Raw genomic sequence first — 14,208 nt, forward strand, 5'->3', positions numbered from 1 at the left:
TTTCTACCTATCAGGCTGCCAGTGGTGCCGGCGCCGCTGCCATGGATGAGTTGTACGAGCAGTACCGCCAGGTATTGGCAGGCGAACCCGTAACCGTTGAGAAATTCGCTTACCAGCTGGCATTCAACCTCATTCCGCAAATCGACGTATTCACCGAAAACGGCTATACCAAAGAGGAGATGAAGATGTTCAACGAGACCCGTAAGATTATGCACTCTGACGTAAAAGTCAGTGCTACCTGCGTACGTGTTCCCGCTCTCCGCTCCCACTCCGAAAGCATCTGGGTAGAAACCGAGCGTCCCATCTCCATCGAAGAAGCCCGCGAAGCATTTGCCAAAGGCGACGGACTGGTGTTGATGGACAACCCGGCAGAAAAGGAATACCCCATGCCGTTGTTCCTCGCGGGCAAAGACCCGGTTTACGTAGGCCGTATCCGCAAGGACCTCAGCAACGAAAACGGATTGACGTTCTGGATTGTGGGCGACCAGATTAAGAAAGGCGCTGCACTGAATGCGGTGCAGATTGCAGAATACCTGATTAAGGAAAAGGCACTGTAAGAGAACAATGAATAAAAAATAAGGGATGTCCTAGAAATGACATCCCTTATTTTTATAATCCACTTTATGGTATTACCAGCCTGGGTTCTGAGTCAACACCTGACCTTTATTCTCATAAATAGTCAGCTGTGCAGCCGGTATGGCACGCAAATAGTAGCGTTCCGAATTCAATTCACCAGCCTTGAATATACGAAGTTCCTTTTCACGAAGATAATAAATATACCCTTTTTCAGTATCCTCATTACCCGGATTCTCCGGGTCGAACAGATAGAGCACTCTCTTGCCGGAATCATCTTTTGAAGATATTTCCGGATAATCGGCCATATTGACATAAGCACCCAGGAAAGACATGGCAGGATAACCATTTGCATCTTCTGAGTTTAAGTATTCAAACTTGGCCCAACGACGGAGGTCTTCACCACGACGGCCTTCCATAATCAACTCAATACGACGCTCACGACGGATTTCCCACAAAACCGGATTGACATCAGGGTCACGGGCAGGGTCATTGATAACAACTCCATTCACACTCAAGTTGCCGCCATTCAGTTGAACTTTCGGCATTGTCTTGGCTTCAGTATCTCCCCACTTCGTCAGCTGACGGTCACGGAGTTCATTGATAGACTTGTCAAGGTCACTCTGAGTGAAAGCGTTACCACCCACTTGGGCAATCTCATAACGCGCCTCTACATAGTTCAGCAATACTTCCGCATAGCGGATGCACGGCGCATCAGCCGGACTTAATCTACCGGTACAATAATCCAGACCAGCCACCCACCACTCGTCGTTCAAGAACTTTTTGGTAGGATATCCCGTTGGTGATGTACCTTCGGTATAATTTGTCCCCATGGCGCTCATGATACGAAGACTGTCGGCAACTGTTTGATACAAACGCGGGTCACGGTCTTGAAATGACTTCTGAATACTCGGGTCTTCCTTACCTTGATACAGCGGAGACTGACCTATCGGCAAACCGTCACTACAAAGATAAGTGTTGATTACATCTTGCGTCACACCACCCTGAGTCTGATCTTCCGGACCATTGTAGGACATCAAAGCATTACACTGCAAACCGCTTGTATATTCACGATACCAGATGACTTCCGGATTGTTAGCCAAATCGTCCGTAGTAAACAAAGCATTATAGGTATTGCCTATTGAATAGATACCAGAGTTCATCACTACCTCTGCACCATTAATGGCTCCTTGCAGCAAGTTCTTAATATCACCATCCGCCACCTTCTCTGAAGTAGGACCTACAGTAGTACCGTGATACTTCAGCCATGTGGCATGATACAGCATTTCGCGTGACATATACGCACCAACCACATATTTGTTGACTTGGCGCTTCGTATCATCCGTACGTACATTATCCAATGCATATTGAAAATCCTCTTGTATCTTCTGCGCTACATACAAATAAGAATCACGGTCTTTATAAAGAGCCGGGTCTGCCGGGTCTGTCACCTTATCGTAGTAAGGAACACCGCCATAATACTTTGCCAGCGTACTATAGGCCATTGCACGGAAATAGCGTGCAATACCTTCCCAGTGTCTCTTGGCTTCGTCCGAAATATTCATTCCGGGAATCTTCTCAAGCATGACATTGGCTTTATAAATAACACTATAATTGCCCGACCAAGTTCCTGTCTGGCTATTCCAGTCCGTAGTGGCAGAAGTGGAGAAATAAATATATCCTGAACCGTTTGTATTTGCATTATTCAGATTGATAAAATCATCCGTATAGTCATCTCCAGAGAAATAACCGGCAAAAACAGTATAGTCGGTACCATATCCTGTAAAGTAGGAAGAATAGAAGTCTTGCGCATAAGTACGCAAAGAAGTTTCAGTCTGCCAATAAGTGTCATTGGTCTGCTTGTCCTGCGGGTCTTTATTCAAAAAATCGTCGCAACCGCAGAGCGAGCCCATTGCCAACGCACAAACGATGTATAATAAATTTTTCTTTTTCATAACTGCAATTACTATTAGATTATAAACTAAGCTGAATACCGAACGACACTGTCTTCTGGTATGGATAGCTACGGCCAAAGTTACGCTGGTCACTCTTACCACTGGCCGTACGTATTCCTATTTCCGGATCGATAGCAGGTTTCACACCGTCGATGGTGAAAAGGTTTTCACCAGTGAAATAAACACGCAAACCTTGCACTTTGAATTTACTCAACCAAACCTTAGGAAGAGAATATCCTACAGTAAACGTCTTCAGACGCAGATAAGCCATATTCAGCAAATAGCGGTCATTCACGCTATAGTTACCCGAAGCAGACTGCTTGTAATCCATCGGACGGGGATAGAAAGCATCTGTGTTTTCGGGAGTCCAATAATCCTCAGCACCTTTGTAGAAGGGTTCACCGGTAGTAAAGCCTGGTAATACCTGGTTACCTGCCGCCCAAAGTTTTCTTTTGGCTACCCCCTGGAAGAACATGCTTATATCAAAGCCTTTCCAAGCAGCATCCAGATTCAAACCAAACTGTAAACGCGGCAGGGCGTTACCTATAACACTAAGGTCACCCTTGTCATTTGTATTGGTCTGTTTTACGATTTCACCGTTGTTGTCGAGGTCTTTATAAAGCACATCACCGGGAGCAAATTGATAACCGGCAGGGAATACTTTAGTCTGGTCGGGCAAACCGGCTTTCAAAGAACCGTCAGCATTAAAGTCATCTTCCGTCAAGAAACGGTCGAACTGCAAGCCCCAGATATCTCCCAAAACCATACCTTCTTTATAAGCACTCTTATCCCACCAGCCGGTAGCTCCATAAGAAGGAATCTTTGTATTATACGTCCACTTGGTTACTTCAGTCTTGTCATCGGCAACAGAAGCCGTCACGCCAAAGTGCAGACCATTCTTGAAGGTATGGCGATAGTCAATGGCAAGTTCCCATCCTTTGGTCTGGATAGTACCCATATTTTCATATGGAGCGTCAGCACCCAATGTGGCAGGTAGGTTGGCAGTAGTCAAAATATCACTGGTAGTACGGTTATACCAATCAAACGTTACTCCCAAAGCGTCATTGAAGAAACGGGCATCCAAGCCAAGGTCAAGTGTAGTAACCTTCTCCCAAGTAAGGGTTGAAGACACAATAGTCGGTTTTTGTGTTGACTGTACTTTCTTTCCATCGATAATCCAACTGTCTACAGAAGTGGACAGAGTGGAGATATAACGGTCGGTACCTACATCCTGGTTACCAATCATACCCCAAGAGCCGCGAATCTTCAACGTACTCAGATAAGGCTTCAGTGACTGCATGAACGGTTCTTCAGAAATACGGTAACCGGCAGACATGGATGGGAAGAAACCGAAACGATTCCCAGAGGGGAAACGGGAGGAACCGTCATAACGGCCGTTCAGTTCCAACATATATCGGTCTTTATAAGAATAATTAAGACGTCCGAAGAAGCCTGCTACAGACCACCAAGTATGCGAGGAGCTTGTAGTCTGGTCACCTGTAGCCAGATTCAATTCCGGTTTTGCGGGGTCGAGCAGACCTTTGCGTTGCGCCCAGTAATATTCATATTCGCTCTTTTCAAGGCTGGAACCTGCCATTGCCTTAAAATCATGATCTCCCCAGCGTTTGGCATAAGTTGCCACGAAATTGGCTGTCAGATTCTCCGTGCGTCCGGTTTCCTGATATACATAATCATAAGTAGCAGCAGATAGATAACTGCCATAAGAATCACGTAATGCCTCAACAGACGGACGGGCAGTGAAGATTTCATAACCACTGGTCAAGCTCGGTGTACCATACTTCTTATAGCGATTTTCCACGCTGCTATAAGCAACATCTATATCCAGTGTTAAATCTTTGATAGGCTTGATAGTTGCACCACCTGTCAAACGCAGATACTCACGTTCTTTTGTGGTAATAGGAGCACTTTTCTGTTCGGTCAAGGCGTTACGGAACTCCTTGCCTTCAAAAGTACCGTAAGGCATCATCGGCTGCCAACGATACAGATAGTACATCGGGTCGTAAAGATCAGTATTATAGTTGAATGGCTTGTCGTAGTCAGAACGGGTGAACATGACACCTGTACGGATAGACACATATTTGTTTAATTCAGAGTTCAAAGAGATATTGGCATTGTAACGCTTATAGTTGTCCGAATTGACTTTCATCATACCATCCTGGCTCAGATATCCCAAAGCGATATTGTAATTAGTCTTTCCGTTGCCACCGTTGATAGAAAGGCTATGGTTCTGCTGCGGAGCCCAGTCCTTGATGTATTCATCATACCAGTCCCAAGTACGGATAAAGAACATACCGCCATCGCGGAACTCAAAGTCACGACCCAATTCCATCTCACGACCAAACTGGTCACCATAGCCATATTTGTCCCAGTAATCCTTCATTTTCTGCACATGTGTAGCATCCACACGCATATTACCCACTACGTTATAAAATGCGGTAGACCCCTTAGTCTGATTGATTACACCTTGCAAGTTAATATCAGCCTGCTGCCATCCCGGAAGTTGTTCGGGTGTCTTGGTCGGCGTACGCCATGCAAAGTTATTGGTATATTTTACAGAGAGACGTTCATGTTTACTTCTTGATTTTGTGGTAATCAGCAATACGCCAAATGCACCACGGGCACCGTAAATAGAAGCAGAAGCGGCGTCTTTCAATACAGAAATACTTTCAATATCGTCCGGATTCACCATAGAAATATCCGTTACTTCCACATTATCTACCAGAATCAACGGTTTGGAGTCACCATTCGGAGAACCGATACTACCACGAATCTTGATAGTAGGCGCACCACCTATCTCACCGGAGTTAGTAGTAATGGTCAATCCCGGTACCGCCCCCTGCAAGGCACGGCCTATATCCGTGATAGGACGGCTATCAATTGTTTTGTTCACATCCACGGAAGCCACCGCACCGGTCAGGTTCACCTTTTTCTGTGCACCATAACCTACTACGACAACTTCATCCAACAATTCCGTATCATCTTTCAAAACAACCTTCATTACCGAAGTTGCCTTGACTTCTTGAGTAGTATATCCCACAAATGATACTTGCAGAATAGCACCGGGCTTTACATTTAATTTGGAAACTCCATCCAAATCCGTAATACCACCATTGGTCGTACCTTTCTCAATGACATTGGCGCCAATAATAGGTTCACCTTTTGTATCTACAACTGTGACAGTCACAGAGATAGATTGCATCTGTTCTTGTACTCCTTGTGAGTCGTTGGATGCTGTTTGGGCAGCCATCACGTTGCCGCTACTTAATAACAGTGAGCTGATTGCCACTGCTGTGAGGAGTTTGCTATGTGTTAGTCCTCGTTTTTTGTGATCTTCATTCATAAATGATTGATGATTTGTTGTTAATTAAATACTTCTTAAATTTAGGGTAAGGGTAATAAGGGCCGAATAGTGAGACTATTCAACTTGCAGGATTGTTTCTTTTTCCATAGGCATTTTCTCTTTTTAAAGGTTCATAACTTTATATTATCTCTTGTTTTCCTATTTGTTTGCTAAGTTCAGATGGAACTTGGAATTCAGTCAGATAGTATCTTATTGTTAGTCTGTTATCGTCTTGTTTTGACTAAAACGCGGTTGCGTTGGAAAAGTGGGAATACTTTGTTGGATGATTGAGGATATGAGCAAAAGGGAGATGTATGGCCAGTAAAATGATTTTTTCTTGAAATAGCCTTGGAAAGATTAAAAAAAGCTATATATTTGTATTCAATTCTAAAACTAACTACCTATGAAACTAATTGCAGAAAGTGGTTCTACGAGAACAGAATGGGCGCTGGTTGAAGATAATCGTCTGATACAGCGAGCCTTCACAGAGGGCTTAAATCCTTTCTTTCAAACGAGAAGAGAGATTAGCCGAAGTGTGCGGTTAGGATTACCCGAGCATTTTTTCAAAAGGAAATTGGAACAAGTCTATTATTATGGTGCCGGATGTACTTCTTATGAAAAGAAAAATGTATTGGGAGCTTCATTGGTAGCACAATTCAAAACTCCAATTCAGGTAGAGAGTGATTTGCTGGCAGCTGCACGTGGCTTGTTCAAATGCGAGGCCGGCATTGCTTGTATTTTGGGAACCGGCTCAAACTCATGTTTTTATGATGGGAAAATCGTTGTAAAGAATGTCCGGGCAGGAGGTTACATTCTGGGGGATGAGGGTAGTGGTGCTGTATTGGGCAAAATGTTTTTGTCTGATGTACTGAAAGGTTTGGCTCCTAAAGATGTAACGGCGGATTTCTTTGAGAAGTTCCGTATAAGTCCGAATGAGGTTATGGAATCTGTGTATAACCGCCCGTTCCCCAATCGCTTTTTGTCTACTATATCTTATTTTTTGGCTGATTATACCAATGATGACTATGTATTTGAGCTGATTACCGGTAATCTGAGAAATTTCTTTACTCGTAATGTCTGCCAATATGACTACAAAAATTATCCTATTCGTTTTGTGGGTTCATTGGCTTACAGCTACGCGGCCATTTTGCGGGAAGTTGCCCGTGAATTTGGCATCGAACTGGAAATCATTGAAGAAACACCAATGAATGGCTTGATTGAATTCCATTCTTTAAATATAGAAGAACCTTAAATTCTTTATATAATAAGGTGTATAACTTCCTTTTTGCAAATGTATAAATATAAAGTTAAATAAATGCAAAGGAATGTTCTTGATATTAAATAATAATGTATCTTTGTTAGGACGAAATGAATGAATCATTTCTCACCTTTGTTAATAACGAGTTTTTTATCTCTTAAAACAACCAATAGAGTTAAGTAATTAACAAGATTTTAACCTTGTATAATATATAACTAAGTTCCATCTGGACTTGGTAAATAAATAGAAAAAAGAGAGATAATATAAAAATGTGAACCTTTAAATAAAGAAAACGCCTATGAGAAATTAAAGAAGCCTTCGGAAATAGTCTGACTAATCCGAACTATATGATTCCCTTACCCTAATTTTGAAAAACTGGTTTAATTAACAAAATCATCAATCACTTATGAATGAAGATCGCAAAAAACGAGGACTTGCCAATGGTAAGTTCTTTACGGCGGTGGCAATCTGTGCTCTGTTTTTAGGCAGTGGCAACGTGATGGCTGCCCAAACAGCATCCAACGACTCACAAGGAGTACAAGAACAGATGCAATCTATCTCTGTGACTGTCACAGTTGTAGATACAAAAGGTGAACCTATTATTGGCGCCAATGTCATTGAGAAAGGGACTACCAACGGCGGAATTACCGACCTAAACGGTAAGTTTACATTGACCGTAACACCGGGAGCAACACTAAAAATATCATTTGTGGGCTATCAGACACAAGAAGTGAAGGCAGCCAAAACGATGAGAATAACTCTGAAAGAAGATACCGAGATGCTGGATGAAGTAGTAGTAGTAGGCTACGGTGTACAAAAGAAGGCTAACTTGACAGGAGCAGTTTCTACAGTGGACTTAAACAAGACAATGGCAGGTCGTCCACAACAAGATGTAGCCAAAGCATTGCAAGGGGCTGTTCCGGGACTAAGCATTCTCACCACAAGTGGTGCCATCGACGAGACAGCCTCCATGCGTATACGTGGTTTGGGGACATTGAGTAATGGAGAAGTCAGCAATCCACTCATTGTAGTGGACGGCGTTCCGATGGATGACATTTCTTTCCTCGATACGCAAGACATCGAAAATATTTCCGTACTGAAGGACGCTTCCGCTTCCTCCATTTATGGAACGCGCGCCGCTTTCGGTGTGATTCTAATCAATACCAAGAGCGCAAAGCCTAGCGAAAAGGTTACCATCAATTACAGCAACAATTTTGCATGGGATCAAGCTACTTACCTGCCGGACTATCCCGATGTACCCACACAATTAAAGATGGGTATCGAAGCCAGTATGAACGGTGGTGCCGGTATGCCTGAATTGTTCGGTATGTATTTCGACAAATTGTTACCTTACGCCGAAAAGTGGCAGCAACAGAACGGCGGCAAGACCGGCTACCGTCCTATGAACCTCTACCAAAGCGATAGTAACGTGGGTGACTATATCGTATTGGACGGCACTCCTTTTTATTATGCTGACTGGGATGTACAGGACATCTACTTCAACAAAGCTGCTCCTTCCATGAGCCACAATGTTTCTATACAAGGAACATCTGGTAAGACCAATTACTACCTATCTTTCGGCTACAACGAAAAGCAAGGACAGATGAAGATTCACCCGGACGAACTAAAAAAGTACAATGCCTCAGTCAATGTCACCACTAATGTTTACGACTGGCTACAGGTGGGTGCACGCATCAACTATAGTCGTAAGAACTATAAACGCCCGGACACATGGGCCAACACCTACCAATATTTGTGGCGTTGGGGTTCTTATTTCATTCCTTCGGGCACAATCGACGGCTATGACACACGCGTCATGGCCATGCAGAAGCAAGCTGCCGATCGTGAAGTGACAACAGACCTGACCCGTATGAACACCTTCTTGAAAGCTGAAATCGTTAAAGGACTGACCCTTAATGCAGACTTTACATATGCCATTCAGAATATGAACAGCGGTTCGCAGGACAACTCCGTTTACGGCATCAATTGGAGCGGGAAACCGGTACCCTCTTACATCGTCACTAAAGGCAATAGCGGTATCTGGAGAGACTTTTCCAAACAGAACACATGGACGGCCAACGCATACGTAAACTATACCAAAACATTTGCCAAAAAACACAACCTGAATGTAATGGCAGGTGTCAACGCAGAAGAAGAGGAATACAAATATCTGTATGGTACCCGCAATGTGATGTACGATCAAGAGGGATACCCCGAACTGAATATGGCTGGCAAGGATGGACAAGATTTGAGTTGGAATCATACATCCCGCGCTTCTGCCGGTTATTTCGGCCGTATCAATTATGACTACAAAGGCATTTATTTATTGGAACTGAACGGACGTTACGACGGTTCTTCCCGTTTCCCCCATACCGACCAGTGGGCCTTCTTCCCTTCTGCATCCATCGGCTACCGCTTCTCCGAAGAAGCCTACTTCGCCCCACTGAAACATATTGTCAGCAATGGTAAGTTGCGTGCTTCTTTTGGCGAAATCGGCAACGAGGCTGTGGGCGACTACATGTTCGAACAATTAATAAGCCAACGGTTGAACAATAAAAGTACCGGCTATATCTATTGGATTGAAAACAATAATGCCAACGCTAATCTCCTGACCATGTATAACATGCCGGATTTGGTATCAAGTACTTTGACCTGGGAGCGTATCCGCACCCTCAATATAGGTCTTGACCTGGGTCTCTTGAATGACGAACTGACTATAGGTTTCGACTGGTTCCAACGTGAGAATCGTGACATGCTGGCACCGGCACAAGTATTGCCGAACACTCTGGGTGCTTCTGCTCCTTATGAAAATGCCGGTACCTTACGTACACGTGGATGGGAGTTGAACTTGAACTGGCGCCATACCTTCGGCGACTTCGACGTATATGCCAACTTCAACATCGGTGACTCCAAGACTAAAGTAACAAAGTGGGACAATGATTCCAAACTGCTCAGCACCTATTACACCGGTAAAACCTACGGTGACATTTTCGGTTTTGAAACCGACCGTTACTTCGAGGAAAAAGACTTCACCAGCCAAAATGCAGACGGCTCATGGAATTATGCAAACGGCATTGCAAGCCAGGCAGGACTGGAATCCGGTAATTTCCATTACGGCCCGGGAGACGTCAAGTTCAAGGATTTGGACGGCAATGGCAAGATTGACGGTGGAAAAGGCACAGCAGACGACCACGGCGATTTGAAAGTCATCGGAAACTCTATGCCACGCTACGAATACAGCTTCCATTTAGGCGGAGCGTGGAAAGGTATCGACCTTGACCTCTACTTCCAAGGTGTAGGCAAACGTGAGGACTGGACGACTTCTTCCCTAAACCTTCCCGCCATGGTACATGCCGACGTAGCCATCTATTCCCACCAAACAAGCTATAACAAAGTGCTTTGGAATTCAGACTATACCGCCATTACCGGTTATGAGGTAAATCAAGGCAACCGTTATCCACGTCTTTATCGTGGTACAAATAATAGTGGAGGTACCGTATCCGGTATAGCTAACGGCTGCAACAACTACTATCCCCAATCCCGCTATTTGACAGACATGTCCTATCTTCGTCTGAAGAACGTAACTGTGGGATATACCCTTCCGAAAGAGTGGACACGCAAAGCCTACATTGAGAAAGCACGTATCTACTTCAGTGGCAGCAACCTCTTTCTGCTCCACAAAGGGAATGACCTTCCAGTCGACCCCGAAATCAGTACAGGCAATGGACTTACAGCCGGTGGATGGGGACGTATAGCTCCTATTACACGCACATTCTCATTTGGAGTCCAGGTAACATTATAACAACCTCAAAAACTTAAGAACAATGAAGAAATTATTTATATATGGGGTCACAGCGCTGGCGATGTTAACCGGTTGCAACGATTTGCTGGACAAATCCCCCTTGGATACCTTCACGAATACTCCGGCATACTGGAGCAACACCGATAATTTGGATAATCAGTGCAATACTTTTTATAACAACTTTACCGGCTTTGGCAACGGAGCCAGTGGAGGATGGTTCTACTTCAAAACAATAAGCGATGACCAGGTAGATGCAGAAAGCCATAACTGGACTTACACTAACGTGGTCGCATCTTCCACAAACTGGTCAGCCCCTTTCACAGAAATCCGACGCGCCAACTATATCATTGCCGGTGTACAGTCTTCCTCTCTTGATGAAGCAACAAAGGCCCACTATGAAGGTCTTGCACGCATGAACCGTGCGTGGGAATACTATCAGTTGGTCCGTATGTACGGCGATGTGCAATGGATAGACAAAGTTATCGACCCAGCCGACAGCGAAGCCCTCTACGGACCACGCACCGACCGGGATGAAGTGATGGACCATGTGCTGGCAGACATCAATTATGCGTGCGAACACATTACCGCAAACAGCAATCGGCAACGTTTCAGCACCGACATGGCATATGCCATGAAAGCAGACATCACCTTATATGAAGGTACATACTGCAAATATCGCACTCAAGCCGAGAATGGCAAAGCCGCTGATGAGAGCCGCGCCAACAAATACTTGCAAGAATGTGTATCAGCCTGCGAATATCTTATGGCCAAAAACTACTCTCTAAGTAACAGTTACAAAGCCAACTATAATTCTGTCAGCCTGGCAAGCAATCCGGAAATGATTTTCTACAAGCCTTATGCACAAAGTTCGCTAAGGCACTCCACCATTGACTACACAATCAACACAAGTGGTACGCACGGCATTTCAAAGGACGCATTCGACAGTTTCCTTTTCCTTGATGGAAAACCGTTGGCAACAACCTCGAAAAACAAGGACGATGCAGCCGTATTGGATGCAGACAAAAATTACTCTATAAGAGAGGTTTTGGCCGTACGCGACAAGCGCCTGTCCGAAATTCTTGACCCGGTACTTTCTTTCAGAGGCCACGCCTACAGCCGTGCCGGTGTAGCAGCCTTCACCACATCGACCGGTTATGGCATCGCCAAGTATGATAACCCCGAAGAATTGAGTGTAAGCGACCGAAACAACATCGGCTACCAATACACCGACTGCCCGCTCTATTGGATTTCAGTTATTTATCTGAACTTTGCAGAAGCCAAAGCCGAAATGGGTTCTCTCACACAAGACGATCTCAACAACTCCATAAACAAGCTTCAAGCTCGTGCCGGCCTGCCGGCTATGACAACTACTCCAGATGCCGATCCTGCCAATAATATGGGAGTAAGCAATCTGATTTGGGAGATACGCCGCTGTCGCCGTTGCGAACTGATTATGGATAACTGGTACCGATATTGGGATTTAATCCGTTGGCACCAGCTCGACAAATTGGATTCAACCAAGTACCCGAACACCATGTTGGGCGCCAACGTAAGCAATGTGCCTGACTGTGAAGAAGCGACCAAGAACGGATATATAGATGCCTCCGATGCACAAATCCGTACTTATGAAGCCAAACATTATTTCTACCCGATTCCAACTACACAGTTGACCCTAAATAAAAACATGAAGCAGAATCCGGGTTGGTAATCAACTAAAAACAGCATATCGCGCTGTACCTCGTTTGGATTTAATTAAAGCGTTCATACATTCCATGTATCTAAATACAAATGTATGGACGCTTTTGTTATTCCCTTTAAAAGGTGTATAGAAACACGAATAGCACCTTCTAAAAGGAACCATAAATCAATATCATATACTTTCCCTTCGTTCATAACATACTAACAAGAAACATATCATGAAAAAGAAGAACATATTTTTCGTACTACTAATCTGCTTCATCAATAGTAGTTGCAACAAAGAAGAACAAACAGACGAGTTACAAGATAAGGATTTCTATTCTGATGTCACAACACGTGCTTCCTACATAAGCGGTACTATTACGGGCGAAATGAACCCCTATGTTAGTGATGGTTACTACACTTATGATTTAAGTATTCCTATACAAAAACAATCTGTAGGTATAAGAATTTCAGCAGTCGGTGGAGAAGCACGATTCAAAACAAACTACCAAGAACGATTCGAGAGTACATGGGTAACCCAAATTCCAGCAGGAAAAAACCATTTTCCAATAAATGTATTATGGACTAAAGCAGGTAGTAATTCTACCCTGATGGTACGTCCTGAAAAAAGTACAATCGAACTTACCGCAGATCTAAGAAACATCAATGTCAAAATGAAACCTATGCCAATCAATGCCCCTTCAACATTTGAATTGGGAGATACGATAACACTTTGGTGCAATTATTCCATAAACAAAGATACGGGCATAAAGTGGACTTACGATAAAAATCTATTCGCTGAAGTCTCTCAAAGTGCATCTGTCACACAAAGTAGATTCCAAATAAATTTGAAATCAAAGCAAGCCTTCAAGAACAGCGATGTCGGAGTAGAAGTCCATGATTTCTACATAAATTCTATCGGAGCAAAAGAGTATTTCATGGCTCGGAAAAGCAATATCAGTTTTCCCAATATGGGTCCTCAAATAGATGGCTACAGAAATATTGAACAATATAAAGAATACATATATTCCATCAATGACAGCAAGGCACATACATTTTATTGGACCGGGAAGAATATTAAGATAGTAAGTGGTCAGAACAGCTCTACGGTAACAATCGTACCGACACAACCCGGTAACGCAAGTGTCAAAGTGAGCTACAAATATAAAAATCAAACCGATAATTTTACCAATGAGCTACCTTTGAGTGTATCTAAGACATCAATGCAACTGATTGGCCCTGACGTAATCTGTGACAACGGGACATTCAGTATCAAGAATTTTCCCACAAAAGCAACAGTGGATTGGATTGTTGGCAACGATTTATATTCGCAATTAAATCAGGCATCACCTGCTATCACCCTGAATAATTTAGGGACACCCGGAGGCAGTTCCATTTATACGACCTTAACCGCAATAGTACACACAAAGGAATACACTGTTCAGTTTTCCAAACCAATTACTTTCAATGTATCAGGAATACAAGAAAATGACCATGACATTATATATGGCTATCTGTCACAAAGCGGAGGTGAATGCGGATTGAATCCTATTCCTGAAGGTGCGCATGATTTTCATTG

The 14,208-nt window shown here is 43.7% G+C and carries 7 protein-coding genes; 5 read left to right on the top strand and 2 right to left on the bottom strand.

Translation table 11 applies throughout. From position 1 onward, the window contains the following. Positions 1-557, top strand: a 557-nt coding sequence (locus ABUA47_RS17685) for an aspartate-semialdehyde dehydrogenase (protein WP_349831837.1), incomplete at its 5' end; no start/stop codon positions are given. 72 nt (positions 558-629) lie between these two features. Here ABUA47_RS17685 and ABUA47_RS17690 read toward each other — a convergent pair. Both ABUA47_RS17690 and ABUA47_RS17695 read right to left on the bottom strand, forming a co-directional pair. Continuing rightward, the gene (locus tag ABUA47_RS17690) at positions 630-2,528 is read right to left on the bottom strand and encodes a RagB/SusD family nutrient uptake outer membrane protein (protein WP_005834695.1); all 1,899 of its coding nucleotides are present in this window, start codon (positions 2,526-2,528) and stop codon (positions 630-632) included. 19 nt (positions 2,529-2,547) lie between these two features. Beyond that, positions 2,548-5,889: a SusC/RagA family TonB-linked outer membrane protein gene (locus ABUA47_RS17695; protein ID WP_196054163.1), complete on the bottom strand. Its 3,342-nt coding sequence runs from the start codon at positions 5,887-5,889 to the stop codon at positions 2,548-2,550. A gap of 403 nt (positions 5,890-6,292) precedes the next feature. Here ABUA47_RS17695 and ABUA47_RS17700 point away from each other — a divergent pair, with 403 nt between their 5' ends. From ABUA47_RS17700 to ABUA47_RS17715, 4 genes are all read left to right on the top strand, one after another. Further along, entirely contained in the window at positions 6,293-7,141 is an 849-nt protein-coding gene (locus ABUA47_RS17700) for a hypothetical protein (protein WP_008662810.1), read from the top strand. 412 nt (positions 7,142-7,553) lie between these two features. Next, a complete protein-coding gene (locus tag ABUA47_RS17705) occupies positions 7,554-10,949 on the top strand; it encodes a TonB-dependent receptor (protein WP_349824530.1) in 3,396 nt (1,131 codons plus the stop codon). A gap of 22 nt (positions 10,950-10,971) precedes the next feature. Further along, positions 10,972-12,657 (top strand): RagB/SusD family nutrient uptake outer membrane protein, encoded by a 1,686-nt coding sequence (locus ABUA47_RS17710; protein WP_008662805.1) that lies wholly within the window; start codon positions 10,972-10,974, stop codon positions 12,655-12,657. Positions 12,658-12,865: 208 nt separating this feature from the next. Further along, the coding region (locus ABUA47_RS17715; protein WP_349831838.1) for a hypothetical protein at positions 12,866-14,208 on the top strand (1,343 nt) is incomplete at its 3' end.

The organism is Bacteroides sp. RTP31139st1_H2_RTP31139_211217 (assembly GCF_040227615.1).
Classification (GTDB): Bacteria; Bacteroidota; Bacteroidia; order Bacteroidales; family Bacteroidaceae; genus Bacteroides; species Bacteroides uniformis.